The sequence below is a fragment of the Brevibacterium sp. CCUG 69071 genome (assembly GCF_021023135.1).
In the GTDB taxonomy this organism is placed as follows: domain Bacteria; phylum Actinomycetota; class Actinomycetes; order Actinomycetales; family Brevibacteriaceae; genus Brevibacterium.
In genome coordinates this window covers 44,015-59,390 of sequence record NZ_PGFV01000005.1, presented here as the reverse complement: position 1 = coordinate 59,390, position 15,376 = coordinate 44,015, and the positions used below count along the sequence as shown (strand labels likewise).

The 15,376-nt window shown below is 64.1% G+C and carries 13 protein-coding genes; 11 read left to right on the top strand and 2 right to left on the bottom strand.

Translation table 11 applies throughout. From position 1 onward, the window contains the following. Window positions 1-108 precede the first annotated feature (108 nt). Complete coding sequence (katG, locus tag CV023_RS14255) at window positions 109-2,316, bottom strand: catalase/peroxidase HPI (RefSeq protein WP_230746791.1); 2,208 nt, start codon at window positions 2,314-2,316, stop codon at window positions 109-111. A gap of 95 nt (window positions 2,317-2,411) precedes the next feature. Then, the gene (locus CV023_RS14250; protein WP_442859944.1) at window positions 2,412-2,828 is read right to left on the bottom strand and encodes a Fur family transcriptional regulator; all 417 of its coding nucleotides are present in this window, start codon (window positions 2,826-2,828) and stop codon (window positions 2,412-2,414) included. A gap of 501 nt (window positions 2,829-3,329) precedes the next feature. Between CV023_RS14250 and rpsL the strand changes: the two genes are divergently transcribed. From rpsL to rplC, 11 genes are all read left to right on the top strand, one after another. Further along, window positions 3,330-3,704 carry a 30S ribosomal protein S12 gene (gene rpsL, locus CV023_RS14245; protein WP_167951898.1) on the top strand — a complete coding sequence of 125 codons (375 nt, stop codon included), beginning with the start codon at window positions 3,330-3,332 and terminating at the stop codon, window positions 3,702-3,704. Then, entirely contained in the window at window positions 3,704-4,174 is a 471-nt protein-coding gene (rpsG, locus tag CV023_RS14240) for a 30S ribosomal protein S7 (RefSeq protein WP_230746784.1), read from the top strand. Before rpsL ends, rpsG begins: the two co-directional genes overlap by 1 nt. 99 nt (window positions 4,175-4,273) lie before the next feature. Beyond that, window positions 4,274-6,379, top strand: coding sequence for an elongation factor G (gene fusA / locus CV023_RS14235; RefSeq protein ID WP_230746778.1), 2,106 nt, complete (start codon window positions 4,274-4,276; stop codon window positions 6,377-6,379). A 115-nt stretch (window positions 6,380-6,494) separates the two neighbouring features. Then, complete coding sequence (gene tuf, locus CV023_RS14230) at window positions 6,495-7,688, top strand: elongation factor Tu (protein ID WP_230746775.1); 1,194 nt, start codon at window positions 6,495-6,497, stop codon at window positions 7,686-7,688. 128 nt (window positions 7,689-7,816) lie between these two features. Next, the gene (locus tag CV023_RS14225) at window positions 7,817-9,580 is read left to right on the top strand and encodes a glycoside hydrolase family 13 protein (protein WP_230746774.1); all 1,764 of its coding nucleotides are present in this window, start codon (window positions 7,817-7,819) and stop codon (window positions 9,578-9,580) included. Window positions 9,581-9,701: 121 nt separating this feature from the next. Further along, window positions 9,702-10,970, top strand: coding sequence for an extracellular solute-binding protein (locus CV023_RS14220; RefSeq protein ID WP_230746773.1), 1,269 nt, complete (start codon window positions 9,702-9,704; stop codon window positions 10,968-10,970). Then, window positions 10,967-11,860: a carbohydrate ABC transporter permease gene (locus CV023_RS14215; protein WP_442859943.1), complete on the top strand. Its 894-nt coding sequence runs from the start codon at window positions 10,967-10,969 to the stop codon at window positions 11,858-11,860. Before CV023_RS14220 ends, CV023_RS14215 begins: the two co-directional genes overlap by 4 nt. A 2-nt stretch (window positions 11,861-11,862) precedes the next feature. Next, on the top strand, window positions 11,863-12,699 hold the full coding sequence (locus CV023_RS14210; RefSeq protein WP_230746771.1) for a carbohydrate ABC transporter permease: 837 nt from the start codon (window positions 11,863-11,865) through the stop codon (window positions 12,697-12,699). A gap of 76 nt (window positions 12,700-12,775) precedes the next feature. Next, the gene (locus CV023_RS14205; RefSeq protein ID WP_230746769.1) at window positions 12,776-14,032 is read left to right on the top strand and encodes an ABC transporter ATP-binding protein; all 1,257 of its coding nucleotides are present in this window, start codon (window positions 12,776-12,778) and stop codon (window positions 14,030-14,032) included. Window positions 14,033-14,376: 344 nt separating this feature from the next. Then, entirely contained in the window at window positions 14,377-14,685 is a 309-nt protein-coding gene (gene rpsJ / locus CV023_RS14200; protein ID WP_009379191.1) for a 30S ribosomal protein S10, read from the top strand. Window positions 14,686-14,696: 11 nt separating this feature from the next. Continuing rightward, complete coding sequence (gene rplC / locus CV023_RS14195) at window positions 14,697-15,371, top strand: 50S ribosomal protein L3 (protein ID WP_230746763.1); 675 nt, start codon at window positions 14,697-14,699, stop codon at window positions 15,369-15,371. The last annotated feature ends 5 nt before the right edge of the window (window positions 15,372-15,376 follow it).

Below are 15,376 nucleotides of genomic sequence, written 5' to 3'. Positions count from 1 at the left end.
GACGACAGCGCCGACGACAAACATGCAGAGACGACGATGCCCCCACCGAAATCGGTGGGGGCATCGTCATGCGCTCAGGCCGGTCACTTCAGTGACCGTGTCCGTGCCTCAGCGGTGCAGATCGAAGCGGTCCGCCTCGACGACCTTGGACCAGACCTTGACGAAGTCCGCGATGAACTTCTCGTGCGCATCGTCGGAGGCGTAGACCTCGGCGAGGGCCCGCAGCTCGGAATTCGCACCGAAGAGCAGATCGACCCGGCTGCCCGTCCACAGCTTCTCACCCTCGGGGGAGTAGCACTCGTAGACGTTGGCGGTCTCGGAGGGGCCGATCGGCTTCCATACATTGCCGAGTTCGAGCAGGTTGACGAAGAAGTCGTTCGTCAGCTCACCCGGACGCTGCGTGAACACGCCGAGCTCTGAGTCCTCGTAGTTCGCTCCGAGGACCCGGAGGCCGCCGATGAGCACGGTCAGCTCCGGAGGGGTCAGGCCCAGCAGGCTGGCCTGATCGAGCAGCAGGTACTCGGCCTTGAGCGGCAGACCTTCCGTGAGGTAGTTGCGGAACCCGTCATGGGTCGGCTCGAGGTAGCCGAAGGAGTCGACGTCGGTCTGCTCCTGGCTGGCATCTCCGCGGCCGGTGGAGACGGGCACGGTGATCTCGTGTCCGGCGGCAGCGGCAGCGGTCTCGATGCCCACGGCACCGGCGATCGCCACGACATCGGCGAAGGAGGCACCGGTCTGCTCGGCGATGCCTTCGAGAACCGGGATCACCTCGGCGAGCTTGGCAGGCTCATTGGCCTCCCAGCTGCGCTGCGGCTCGAGGCGGAGACGTCCGCCGTTGATTCCGCCGCGCATATCGGAGACGCGGTGCGAGGAGGCGGCGGCCCAGGTCGTCGAGACGAGCTGGGGCACGCTCAGACCGGACTCGCGCACGGCTGCCTTGACAGCCTCGAGCTGACCCTTGTCGAGCTGAGTGCCGGCCGGAACCGGATCCTGCCAGATGAGCTCCTCACTCGGCGCCTCGGGACCGAGGTAGCGGGTAGCCGGTCCCATATCGCGGTGGGTGAGCTTGAACCAGGCGCGGGCGAAGGCATCTTCGAAGGCCTTCTGATCGTCCTTGAACCGACGCGAGATCTTCTCGTAGGCCGGATCGAAGCGCAGCGACAGATCGGTGGTGAGCATGCGGGGCTCACGACGTCCGTCACCCTGGGCCATCGGGACCATGTCGTCCCCGCCGCCGTCCTTGGGACGCCACTGCAGGTGACCGCCCTCGTTCTCGAAGACCTCCCACTCGTAGGCGAAGAGGATGTGGAAGAACTCGTTGTCCCAGCGGGTCGGGTGGTAGGTCCAGGTGACCTCGATTCCCGAGCCGATGGAGTCATTGCCCTGGCCGCTGCCGAAGTCGGACTTCCAGCCCAGGCCCTGCTCCTCCAGGGGAGCGGCCTCGGGGTCAGCAGCCTTGTGGGACTCGGGTCCAGCGCCGTGGGTCTTGCCGAAGGTGTGGCCGCCGGCGATGAGGGCGACGGTCTCCTCGTCGTTCATCGCCATCCGTCCGAAGGTGTCGCGGATGTCGTGCGCGGCGGCGACGGGATCGGGCTCGCCCTCCGGGCCTTCGGGGTTGACGTAGATGAGACCCATCGTGGTCGCGGCCAGAGGCTTCTGCAGTTCGCGGTTGCCCGCGTAGCGCTTGTCGGTGCCCAGCCATTCGGACTCCGAGCCCCAGTACACGTCGTTGTCGGGCTCCCACACGTCCGTGCGGCCACCGGCGAAGCCGAAGGTCTTGAACCCCATCGATTCCAGGGCGACATTGCCGGCGAGGATGAAGAGGTCGGCCCAGGAGATCTTCTGTCCGTACTTCTTCTTGATCGGCCACAGCAGGCGCCGGGCCTTGTCGAGCGAGACGTTGTCCGGCCACGAGTTCAGCGGGGCGAAGCGCTGCTGGCCCTCACCGCCGCCGCCACGGCCGTCCTGCACGCGGTAGGTGCCGGCCGAGTGCCAGGCCATGCGGATCATGAAAGGACCGTAGTGACCGAAGTCGGCGGACCACCATGCCTCATTGGACTTCTGCAGCTCTTCGATGTCGGCCTTGAGCTGGTAGTAGTCGAGGCTGTTGAACTCGGCCTCGTAGTCGAAGCCCGGGTCCATCGGATTGCGGGCCGGCTGTCCCTTGGCCAGGATCTTGAGATTGAGGCGGTTGGGCCACCACTGCGAGTTCGCATCGCCCTGGAAGGGGGTGACGAGATTCTCGTTGTCCGGCTCCTGTTCCGGCGCCGAGCTCGTCTGTGCGACGGGGCAGCCGCCGGTGGTCGTTTGGGTCATCGTGTTCCTTTCGCAGTCGAGTCCGCTGCGGACTCGTTGGGAGACAGATCGGAGAGAGGACTGGACTTGGGGGCTCGGCCGGGGTATGACCCGACTCAGACGGCAGGGGACAAGTCGGAATCCGTCGGCCCAGACTCCGATCCCGCGCACTCGGGGCACAGGCCCCAGAACGTGATCTCGGCCTGTTCGACGATGAATCCCGAGTCGTGTGAAGGCGTCAGGCACGGGGCCTGACCGATCGTGCAGTCGACATCGACAATGAGATTGCACGAACGGCACACGAGGTGGTGGTGGTTGTCCCCGATCCGTCTTTCGTAGCGGGCGACGGACCCGGACGGCTGGATGCACCGCACGAGTCCGACCTCGGTGAGCGTGTGAAGCGAGTCGTAGACGGCCTGGTGAGAAACCGAGGGCAGTCGTTCGCGCACAGAATTGATGACGGTCTCGGTGTCCGCGTGCGGATGATCCCACACGGCATCGAGGACCGCTGACCTCTGCTTCGTCACGCGCAGAGAGCTGCTCCGCAAGGCTGCGGAGGAGTCCTGTCCGTGATCTTGAGTCGTCCCGCTCACAGCAACAGAATGCCGTCTACATTTGAATGAGTCAAGGAAGGCCTGCCTTTCCCTGCGCCGAGGCGGGGCGTGGTCCCCTTCGCGCGCGGAGTCACAGCCCGGAGCCGCGGGGGCCGGTTTTGACCTGATGTGCACGGGCGCGATATTCTGTAATGCGACTGATTGTGTTATCTGCACCGTCGAATGATCCTACCGAGCGTTCTGTGAGGCTCGGACCCCCAGTGAGAATTCTTCGGAGCAGACCGCCGATCCTCGTTTCTGTGAGTCCGTGTCCTTGCGACACACCCGACCGCAGGGTTCGCAGGTTCGCGCGGTTACTGGCATCGGGAGCCGAGCTTCACCCGGTGTCCAGTCGGATATGTCCCACGGTTCGCAGACATGGCGTTCGCCATGGCCGGAATTGGGAATTAGGTCTATCGAGAAGCAAATGGAGAACGCTTAGTGCCGACAATCCAGCAGCTCGTCCGCAAGGGACGACATGTCAACCCAGCAGGATCCGACGCTCCTGCCCTGAAGGGCAGCCCGCAGCGTCGTGGAGTGTGCACCCGTGTGTACACCACTACCCCCAAGAAGCCGAACTCGGCTCTTCGCAAGGTCGCTCGTGTCAAGCTTTCGAGCCAGATCGAGGTGACCGCCTACATCCCAGGTGAAGGACACAACCTGCAGGAGCACTCGATCGTGCTCGTGCGCGGTGGTCGTGTCAAGGACCTGCCGGGTGTCCGCTACCGCATTGTGCGCGGTTCGCTCGACACCCAGGGCGTCAAGGGACGTCAGCAGGCCCGCAGCAAGTACGGTGCGAAGAGGGAGAAGAAGTAATGCCACGTAAAGGTCCTGCACCCAAGCGACCGATCGTCGTTGACCCGGTCTTCAGCTCGCCGCTCGTCACCCAGCTGATCAACAAGATCCTGCTTGACGGAAAGCGCTCGACCGCAGAGCGGATCGTCTACGGTGCCCTCGAAGGCACCCGCGAGAAGAACGGCAACGACCCAGTTGTCAACCTCAAGAAGGCTCTCGACAACATCCGTCCGTCCCTCGAGGTCCGCTCCCGCCGTGTCGGCGGTGCGACCTACCAGGTGCCGGTCGATGTTCGTCCGACGCGTTCGACCACATTGGCACTGCGCTGGTTGGTGGGATACGCCCGCCAGCGTCGTGAGAAGACAATGACCGAGCGACTGATGAACGAGATCCTCGATGCGAGCAACGGCCTCGGTGCCGCTGTCAAGCGTCGCGAGGACACTCACAAGATGGCGGAGTCCAACAAGGCCTTCGCTCACTACCGCTGGTAATCGTCTGCTCCGCTACCCGTTCGGCGGATCTCGTCCGCGAGATCTGCCGGCCGGGCTGCCGGGGGAGTCGAACAAATCATCGATTGAGAGAGAGACACCGTGGCACTTGACGTGCTCACCGACCTGAACAAGGTCCGCAATATCGGCATCATGGCGCACATCGATGCCGGTAAGACAACTACGACCGAACGCATCCTCTACTACACCGGTGTGAACTACAAGATCGGCGAGACCCACGACGGCGCCTCGACGATGGACTGGATGGAGCAGGAGCAGGAGCGTGGCATCACGATCACCTCTGCCGCCACCACCTGCTACTGGCACGACAACCAGATCAACATCATCGACACCCCGGGTCACGTCGACTTCACGGTCGAGGTGGAGCGCTCGCTGCGCGTCCTCGACGGTGCAGTTGCTGTCTTCGACGGTAAGGAAGGCGTTGAACCGCAGTCCGAGACCGTGTGGCGCCAGGCCGATAAGTACGACGTGCCGCGTGTGTGCTTCGTCAACAAGATGGACAAGCTCGGTGCGGACTTCTACTTCACCGTGCAGACCATCAAGGACCGCCTCGGTGCGAAGCCGTTGGTCATCCAGCTGCCCATCGGTGCCGAGAACGACTTCGAAGGTGTCGTCGACCTGCTTGAGATGAAGGCCTACGTGTGGCCTGATGAGTCCAAGAAGGGTCAGGACATGACCGAGATCGAGATCCCGGCGGACCTCCAGGCCAAGGCCGAGGAGTACCGGGCTCAGCTGGTCGAGGATGTCGCCGAGAGCACTGAAGAGCTCATGGAGAAGTACCTCGAGGGTGAAGAGTTCACGATCGACGAGATCAAGTCGGGCATCCGTGCGCTCGTCGTCAACTCCTCCGCCTTCCCGGTGATGTGCGGTTCCGCGTACAAGAACAAGGGCGTCCAGCCCATGCTCAACGCGGTCATCGACTACCTCCCCTCGCCGCTCGACGTGCCTCCGATGATCGGACACAACCCGAGCAACGAGGAAGAGGAGCTCACCCGCAAGCCGTCCAAGGACGAGCCGTTCTCGGCCCTGGCCTTCAAGGTCGCCACGCACCCGTTCTTCGGTGCGCTGACCTATGTGCGCGTGTACTCCGGTCACGTCAAGTCCGGCGAGCCGGTGCTCAACACCACCTCGGGCAAGAAGGAACGCGTCGGCAAGCTCTTCCAGATGCACTCCAACAAGGAGAACCCTGTCGAAGAGGCCTTCGCCGGCCACATATACGCCTTCATCGGTCTCAAGGACACGACGACCGGCGATACGCTCAGCGACCCTGCGAACCCGATCGCCCTCGAGTCGATGACCTTCCCGGAGCCTGTGATCTCCGTGGCCATCGAGCCGAAGACGAAGAGCGACCAGGAGAAGCTGTCGGCAGCCATCCAGAAGTTCGTCAAAGAGGACCCGACCTACCAGGTCGAACTCGATCCCGAGACCGGCCAGACCGTGATCCGCGGAATGGGCGAGCTTCACCTCGACATCCTCGTCGACCGCATGCGTCGCGAGTTCAAGGTCGAGGCCAACGTCGGCAAGCCGCAGGTCGCCTACCGTGAGACCATTCGCCGCACTGTCGAGAAGTACGACTACACCCACAAGAAGCAGACGGGTGGATCGGGACAGTTCGCGAAGGTCCAGGTCACCTTCGAACCCCTTGAGGTCGAAGGCGATACGATTTACGAGTTCGAGAATGCCATCACGGGCGGACGCGTTCCGCGCGAGTACATTCCGAGCGTCGATGCCGGCATCCAGGACGCCATGCAGCTCGGTGTCCTCGCCGGTTACCCGATGGTCGGCGTCAAGGCCACCCTGGTCGACGGCGCCTACCACGATGTCGACTCCTCGGAGATGGCATTCAAGATCGCCGGTTCGATGGTCTTCAAAGAGGCTGTCCAGCGGGCGAACCCGGTTCTGCTTGAACCAGTCATGGACGTCGAGGTGCGCACCCCTGAGGAATACATGGGTGACGTCATCGGCGACCTGAATTCCCGGCGTGGCCAGATTCAGTCCATGGACGATGCTTCCGGTGTGAAGGTCGTCAAGGCTATGGTCCCGCTGTCGGAGATGTTCGGTTACATCGGGGATCTGCGGTCGAAGACCCAGGGTCGTGCGGTGTACTCGATGACCTTCTCCAGCTATGCGGAGGTCCCCAAGGCTGTTGCCGAGGAGATCGTCCAGAAGATGCGTGGCGGAGAGTAATCTCCGGTCCCCGGTCGAACCGGTGACCAAGAACATGGTCATCGGCATGAAAGATAACCAACAAAGGTCTAAGATATGAACCGCATATCTTCTGACAACCACGAGGAGGAACCCAGTGGCAAAGGCTAGTTTCGATAGGACTAAGCCGCACGTCAACATCGGCACCATCGGCCACGTTGACCACGGAAAGACCACCTTGACCGCAGCGATCACCAAGGTGCTCGCGGACAAGTACCCAGATCTCAACGAAGCTCGCGCCTTCGATCAGGTGGACAACGCACCTGAGGAGAAGGAGCGCGGCATCACCATCAACGTCTCGCACGTTGAGTACCAGACCGAGAAGCGTCACTACGCTCACGTCGATGCCCCTGGTCACGCCGACTACATCAAGAACATGATCACCGGTGCTGCTCAGATGGACGGCGCGATCCTCGTGGTCGCCGCCACCGACGGTCCGATGCCGCAGACCCGCGAGCACGTTCTGCTGGCTCGCCAGGTCGGCGTTCCCTACATCGTCGTCGCACTGAACAAGTCCGACATGGTCGATGACGAGGAGCTCCTCGAGCTCGTCGAGTTCGAGGTTCGCGACCTGCTCTCGAGCCAGGACTTCGACGGAGACAACGCTCCTGTCGTCCAGGTGTCCGCTCTCAAGGCGCTGGAAGGCGACGAGAAGTGGGTCAAGAGCGTCGAAGACCTCATGCAGCAGGTCGACGACAACGTTCCCGAGCCGGAGCGCGACGTCGACAAGCCGTTCCTCATGCCCGTCGAGGACGTCTTCACGATCACCGGTCGTGGAACCGTCGTCACCGGTCGTGTCGAGCGCGGCGTCCTCCTGCCGAACGATGAGATCGAGATCGTCGGCATCAAGGAGAAGTCGTCGAAGACGACCGTCACCGCCATCGAGATGTTCCGCAAGACTCTGCCTGACGCACGTGCAGGTGAGAACGTGGGACTGCTGCTTCGCGGCACCAAGCGCGAAGACGTCGAGCGCGGCCAGGTCATCGTGAAGCCGGGTTCGATCACCCCGCACACGAAGTTCGAAGGCCAGGTCTACATCCTGAGCAAGGACGAGGGTGGACGCCACAACCCGTTCTACTCGAACTACCGTCCGCAGTTCTACTTCCGGACCACGGACGTCACCGGCGTCATCACGCTGCCCGAAGGCACCGAGATGGTCATGCCCGGCGACAACACCGACATGTCGGTCGAGCTGATCCAGCCGATCGCCATGGAGGACGGCCTCCGCTTCGCTATCCGCGAGGGTGGACGCACCGTCGGCGCCGGTCGAGTCACCAAGATCGTCGCCTGATCTGACTCACCAGTTCCACCGGCAAGGGCCGCAATCGATTCGATTGCGGCCCTTGCCGCATCTGTATCCTGAAACTCCGGAGCACACGCTGCTCGACGTCCCGGCGGTGAGAAGGAGAACGACGGTCCATGAGCACAGGTGAGTCTTCGATGGGCACAGGAGAACGGAGTCCCGCACAGGATTGGGCGCGGGACGCAGTGATCTATCAGATCTACCCGCGATCCTTCGCCGACGGCAACGGGGATGGCAGCGGCGATCTGCGCGGCGTGATCGCCCACCTCGACCATCTCGAGCGACTCGGCGTCGACGCCCTCTGGCTCTCACCGTTCTACCCTTCACCGCAGAACGACGCCGGCTACGATGTCAGCGACTACTGCGACGTCGATCCTCTCTACGGCAGCCTGGCCGACTTCGACGAACTGCTCGGTCGGGCCCACGCACTCGGGCAGAAGGTCATCGTCGACCTCGTGCCCAACCACACCTCCTCACGACACCGTTGGTTCCGGGAAGCGCTGGCAGCGGGTGCGGGGGAGTCCGCGGCCCGGAGCCGCTACCACTTCCGTCCCGGTCGCGGTGCCGACGGAGAACTGCCGCCGAACAACTGGCGTTCGGTCTTCGGCGGACCCGCATGGACACGCACCGACGAGGACGGTCAGTGGTACCTGCACCTCTTCGACCCCAGCCAACCGGACCTCAACTGGACCGATCCCGCCGTGCACGCCGAGTTCGAGGAAGTCCTCCGCTTCTGGCTCGACCGCGGCGTCGACGGCTTTCGCGTCGACGTCGCCCACGGTCTCGTCAAGGCAGCAGGGCTGCCCGATCAGACCCTCGCCGAGGCGGGCCCTGAAGCCGCATCGTCGGCACAGTCCGCATCGTCGGGTCAGTCCGCTGCGACGGCGCAGTCCGCATCTCCGGCGCAGTCCGATGACTCGCCGTTCTTCGACCAGGAGGGCGTGCACGAGATCTACCGGTCCTGGCGGCAGGTTCTCGACGACTATCCCGGGCAGCGGATCCTCGTGGCCGAGGCCTGGGTCGAACCGCTCGAACGACTCTTCCGCTACGTTCGCCCGGGGGAGATGGACCAGGCCTTCAACTTCACCTTCCTCATGGCCGGGTACAGAGCTCCCGGACTCCACACCACGATCGACGAGACCTATGCTGCGGCAGAGAAGGTCGGGAGCGCGCCCACCTGGGTGCTCTCGAACCACGACACCGTCCGACACGCCAGCCGCTTCGGCCTCGAATCGGCGCCTGCCCACCAGCGGGGGATCGGTCCGGACGATCCGCAGCCCGACCGGGAGCTCGGACGACAGCGCGCCGCGGCACTCGCGCTCATCGAATTCGGTCTTCCCGGCTCGGCGTACGTCTTTCAGGGAGACGAGCTCGGCCTGCCCGAACACACCGAGCTGCAACCCGAGCAGAGGCAGGACCCGGTGTTCGTCCGCAGTCAGGGCACCGAGCTCGGCCGTGACGGGGCTCGTATTCCTCTGCCCTGGTCGGCCGGGGAACCGCACCTGGGCTTCGGTACCTCCCCGGCGACACCGACATGGCTGCCCCAACCGGAGGGCTTCGGCGAGTTCGCCGTCGATCGGCAGGAGGCCGAATCGAACTCGATGCTCCATCTCTACCGTCGCCTGCTGCAGATCCGCCGGAGACGCGGACTCGGTCGCGGAAGCTTCGCCTGGCACGATCTCAACGACCCCGACCACGGTCTGCTGGCCTTCGCCGTGACGGCCGGTGAGGCGAAGACGCTCGTCATCGCCAACCTCGGCGACGGGGCGCGCACGATCGCGGAGCTGCCGGACGGGCGGATCCTCACCTCCAGCCGGCCCGGGAGCCTGCAGGATCCGGTGCTCGCAGCAGCCGCCGCAATCTGGTGGGCGCTCGACTGAGAATTTTCTGTGCAATCCGGGGTAACCTGAGTCACAAGCGAGTGAAACCCGAAGTCAGAGAAGACCGGCGGACAGTGGAATGAAGCACACGGCAAGAACCCGGGGAAGATGGCGCACCGTCATGGCCGCAGCCGTCCTGTTCGGACTCGTGGGCGCCAGCGGCTGCGCGGCGGACGCCGCCACACCGACGCTGACCTGGTACATCAACCCGGACAACGGGGGACAGGCGAGCATCGCCGCAGACTGCACTGCGGAGGCCGACGGCGCCTATCGGATCTCGACGAGCCTGCTGCCCAACGACGCACCGGGCCAGCGCGAGCAGCTGGTCAGACGCCTGGCTTCGGAGGATTCCTCGATCGACATCATGAGTCTCGACCCGGTCTACGTCGCCGAGATGGCCAATGCCGAATATCTGGCGCCGGTCCCCGAAGACTACATCGCGGAGTTCACCGACGGTGTGATCCCCTCCTCGGTGGAGTCCTCGACCCGTCAGGACGAACTCGTCGCCACCCCGTTCTGGGCCAATACGCAGCTGCTGTGGTACCGCAAATCCGTGGCGAAGGCCGCCGGCCTCGACATGTCGAAACCGGTCACCTGGGATCAGATCATCGACGCGGCGGCCCAGGAGGACAAGCGCGTCGGGGTGCAGGGGATCAGAGCCGAGTCCCTGACCGTGTGGCTCAACGCCATGATTGAGTCCGCCGGCGGGTCGATCGTGACGAACCCCGACTCCGACGGTGCCGCCGAGGTGGAGCTGGGCATCGACACCGAAGCCGGGGAGAAGGCCGCCGCGATCATGGCGAAGATCGGCGAGACCGGAGTCGGCGGACCCCAGCTGAGCAATCTCGACGAGAACGCCGCGATGCTCGAATTCCAGAGCGACGACGGCGGGTTCATGGTGAATTGGCCGTTCATCTACGCCGCGACGAAGGCCTCGGTCGATGACGGAGTCCTCGAGGAGAGCCTCCTCGAGGACATCGGCTGGACGTTCTACCCCCGGGTCGACGAGGCCGAGGAATCGAGTCCGCCCCTGGGTGGGATCAACCTCGGCGTCGGGGCCTTCTCCGAACATCAGGATCTCGCCTACCGGGCCGTCGACTGCATCCGCCAACCGGAACGACAGAGCGCCTATTTCCTCTCCGACGGAAATGCGCCCTCGAACCTGGCAGCCTTCGACGATCCCGAGGTGCAGAAGGAATTCCCCGCCGCCGAGGTCATCGCCGAATCCCTCAAACGCTCGGCGGCACGTCCGCTGACCCCCTACTACAACGAGGTGACCGGCGGAATCCAGAAGTCCTGGCACCCGCCGGGCAGCGTCGACCCGGAGAGGACGCCCGCGAGCTCCCAGCGGTTCATCCTCGAGATCCTGCGAGGGGAGAGGCTGCTGTGAGCACGCGTCTGTCGAACCGCGCCAAGGGCGAGATGAAGCTCGGGTGGCTGCTCTCGGCGCCGGCCGTAATCATCCTGCTGGCCGTCACCGGCTACCCGATCCTGCAGGCCGTGTACTACTCGTTCTTCAACTACCGCCTCACGGACCCCGACAATCGGTTCGTCAACTGGGGACACAACTACCTCGTCATCCTCACCGACCCGCTGTGGTGGCAGACGATCTGGGTGACCCTGCTGCTGACAGTCGTCACCGTCGCCGTCGAACTCGTCCTCGGCTTCGCCCTCGCGCTGGTCATGCTCAATGCGCTGAAGTCCGTGCGTCCCTGGGTGCGCACGGCGATCCTCATCCCCTACGGCATCATCACCGTCGTCGCAGCGTTCTCCTGGAAGTACGCCTTCGACCTCGGCACCGGCTTCGTCGGCACCTGGCTGTCGATGCCGGGATTCGACTGGTTCGGCGACTTCTGGTCGTCCTTCCTCGTCATCTGCGCAGCGGAGATCTGGAAGACCACCCCATTCATCTCCCTCCTCCTGCTCTCCGGGCTCGCCCAGATCCCCGGTGACATGCTCGAGGCGGCGACCGTCGACGGCGCCACCTGGTGGCAGCGGATGTCGAAGGTGATCATTCCCAATATGAAGGCCGCGATCATGGTCGCCCTCCTCTTCCGCACCCTCGACGCCTTCCGGGTCTTCGACTCCGTGTTCGTCATGACAGCAGGAGCCCAGGACACTGCCACGGTCTCCTTCCTCACCTACAACCAGTCGATCGGGCAGCTGCAGCTGGGCATGGGCTCGGCGCTGTCGGTGCTGCTCTTCCTCAGCGTCGCGCTCATCTGCCTCATCTTCATCAAGATCTTCAAGGTCGATCTGGCCCAGGCGAGGGGTGAGTGACGATGTCCGGTCGCAGACACACGATCTGGTGGATCGTCATCAGCCTCGTCGTCGCCGTCTATGCGCTCTTCCCCGTGCTGTGGATCGTCTCCCTGTCCCTGAAGTCCGCGGGGGATGTCGCCAACCGGAAGTTCTGGCCCACGACGGTGGATTGGTCGAACTACGAACTCATCTTCACCGGAGCGGCCAAGGACCTGTTCCTGCCGGCGCTGGTCAACTCGATCGGCATCTGCCTCATCGCCACGCTCATCGCCGTGGTGCTGGCCACGCTCACGGCTTATGCGGTGGCCCGTCTCGACTTCCCGGGCAAGAAGTTCATCCTCACGATGGCCCTGGCGGTCTCCATCTTCCCGGTCATCTCCCTGGTCACCCCGCTGTTCCGCATCTGGTCGGCCATCGGTCTCTACGACACCTGGGTGGGCCTGATCATCCCGTATCTGTCGCTGACCCTGCCCATCTCGATCTGGACGCTCGCGGCCTTCTTCCGGCAGATCCCGTGGGAGCTCGAGCAGGCCGCGCAGGTCGACGGAGCGACGAGCTTCCAAGCCTTCCGGAAGGTCATCGTCCCGCTGGCGGCGCCCGGTGTGTTCACGACGGCGATCATCGCCTTCTTCATCGCCTGGAACGACTTCGTCTACGGCATCTCGCTGACCTCGACCTCGGCGGCCAGACCGGTGCCGGCGGCGCTGTCCTTCTTCACCGGGGCCAGCCAGTTCGAGGAACCAGCCGGAGCGATCTCCGCCGCCGCCATCGTCGTCACCGTCCCGATCATCATCATCGTCCTGCTCTTCCAGCGCCAGATCGTCAGCGGCCTCACCTCCGGCGCGGTCAAGGGCTGACGATGCGCAGCCAACCGAGCCCGCCGCAGACCCGCAGCATGTCCGCGCCGCACCCATCCGAACGGAGTCAACGGCCATGTCCGTGATCGAACTGAAGAACATCGTCAAGCGCTACGGCGACGGCTACCCCGCGATCAACGACGTCAGCCTCGACATCGCCGAGGGGGAGTTCGTCATCCTCGTCGGCCCCTCCGGTTCGGGGAAGTCGACGCTGCTGCGGATGATCGTCGGACTCGAGGACATCACCGACGGCGAACTCCGCATCGATAAAGAGCTCATCAACGATGCCGCTCCGCGTGAACGCAATCTGGCCATGGTGTTCCAGAACTACGCGCTCTATCCGCACCTGAGTGTGGCGGAGAACATCGCCTTCCCGCTGATGCTGACCAAAGGCCAGTACAGCAAGGCGGAGATCGACGAGCGGGTCAACCGTGCCGCCACGCTGCTCGAGCTCGGCGATCACCTCGATCGGAAGCCGGCGAACCTCTCCGGGGGCCAGCGCCAGCGCGTCGCCATGGGCAGGGCGATCGTCCGCGACGCCAACGCCTTCCTGTTCGACGAACCCCTGTCGAACCTCGACGCCAAGCTCCGGATCCAGATGCGCACGGAGATCTCGCGGATGCAGCGCAACCTGGCCGTCACCACCGTCTACGTCACCCACGACCAGACCGAGGCGATGACCCTCGGTGACAAGGTGGCGGTGCTGAAGAAGGGCGTGCTCCAGCAGTACGCGAGTCCGCAGGAGCTCTACGACGAGCCCGTCAACCTGTTCGTCGGCGGCTTCATCGGCTCTCCGCCGATGAACTTCCTGCCGGTGGAGAACGTCGACGGCGCGCTGCATTCGCCGTTCGGGACGTTCTCCCTGCCCGAGGCACGATCGGCGAAGCTGCGCGAGGCCCCGCGCTACCTCGTGGCCGGAATCCGGCCGGAGGACTTCCACGATGCCGCGGCCCTCGACGAAGCCAAGCGTGCGAGCGGTGCGCTGCTGACCGCGGAGGTCGACGTCACTGAGTGGCTGGGCAACGAGGTCTACGCCTACCTCCCGTTCGAAGCCGCGCCCGAGATCAGGAAGGCACTCGAGGAGCTGGACCGGGATCTCGACGGAGAAGGCACCCGCACCCAGGTGGTGGCCGCACTCGATCCCTCGACCGCCGTGGCCGAGGGCGATGAGGTCCAACTGTGGTTCGACCCCGCCAAGGTGATGGTCTTCGATCCCGAAACGGGGGAGAATCTGACCCGGGACCCGGAGAATGCGCAGCGACTCGCCGAGGCCTCCGAAGCCGCCCGCCGCCGGGCACTTGACCGCGCACGGGAGCAGCAGCAGCGCGCCTGAGAGATCGCTCACAGCCCATAGGCCCGGAATTGCGCGGATGAAGTGGTATGTGACAAGATAGTGAAGTTGCGTTTTGGGCGTTGACCCCTGCACTGCGGCAGAAATGCCGCGAACAGCCCGAAACACTATCGGATCGATGAATCTGCGAATCAGCGGGTTCGGACCGAGCAGCCAATGAGTAGAAAGCGCCGTCGGCCTTGACGGAGGAATCGCGAGATTCTCCGCCAGGATTAGCCGACACGCCCGACCTCGGGGGTCGGTCATGGTCAGCCGGCACAGACCACAGTCATCCCAGATCGACTGTCGGTTGATGGCCGGAAGCAACTAAAGAAGGAGACGACGCCATGGCGGGACAGAAGATCCGCATTCGGCTCAAGTCGTACGACCACGCTGTGATTGACAGTGCCGCACGAAAGATCGTGGACACCGTCACTCGCGCAGGTGCGACTGTAGTGGGCCCCGTGCCGTTGCCAACGGAGAAGAACGTGTACTGCGTCATCCGTTCGCCACACAAGTACAAGGACAGCCGTGAGCATTTCGAAATGCGCACGCACAAGCGTCTGATCGACATCGTCGATCCGACGCCGAAGGCAGTCGATTCGCTCATGCGTCTCGACCTCGCCGACGACGTCAACATCGAGATCAAGCTCTAAGGGAGGGAAACATGGCGAACAATCGTTCCTCAGCTCTCCCGACCACCCGCAAGGTCAAAGGCCTTCTGGGAACCAAACTGGGCATGACCCAGGTGTGGGATGAGCAGAACAAGCTCGTGCCGGTGACCGTTGTGGCCACCGGGAACAACGTCGTGACGCAGGTCCGCAACGAGGAAACCGATGGTTACCCCGCTGTGCAGATCGCGTTCGGCGAGATCGATCCGCGCAAGGTCAACAAGCCGACTGCCGGCCACTTCGAGAAGGCCGGCGTGACCCCACGCCGTCACCTCGTCGAGCTGCGCACGGCAGATGCTGCTGACTACGCACTCGGCCAGGAACTCGGAGTCGAGACCTTCGACGCCGGGATCAAGGTCGACGTGACCGCCAAGACCAAGGGCAAGGGCACCGCAGGCGTCATGAAGCGTCACGGCTTCCACGGCGTCGGCGCCTCGCACGGTCAGCACCGCAACCACCGCAAGCCGGGTTCGATCGGCGGAGCCGCGACACCTGGTCGCGTGTTCAAGGGCATGCGCATGGCCGGCCGGATGGGCGCGGTCAAGCACACCACCCAGAACCTCACCATCCACGCCGTGGACACCGAGAACAACTTCCTGCTCATCAAGGGTGCCGTTCCCGGCCCCAAGGGTGGAGTCGTTCTCGTTCGCTCGGCCGTGAAGGAGGCCTGAACGAT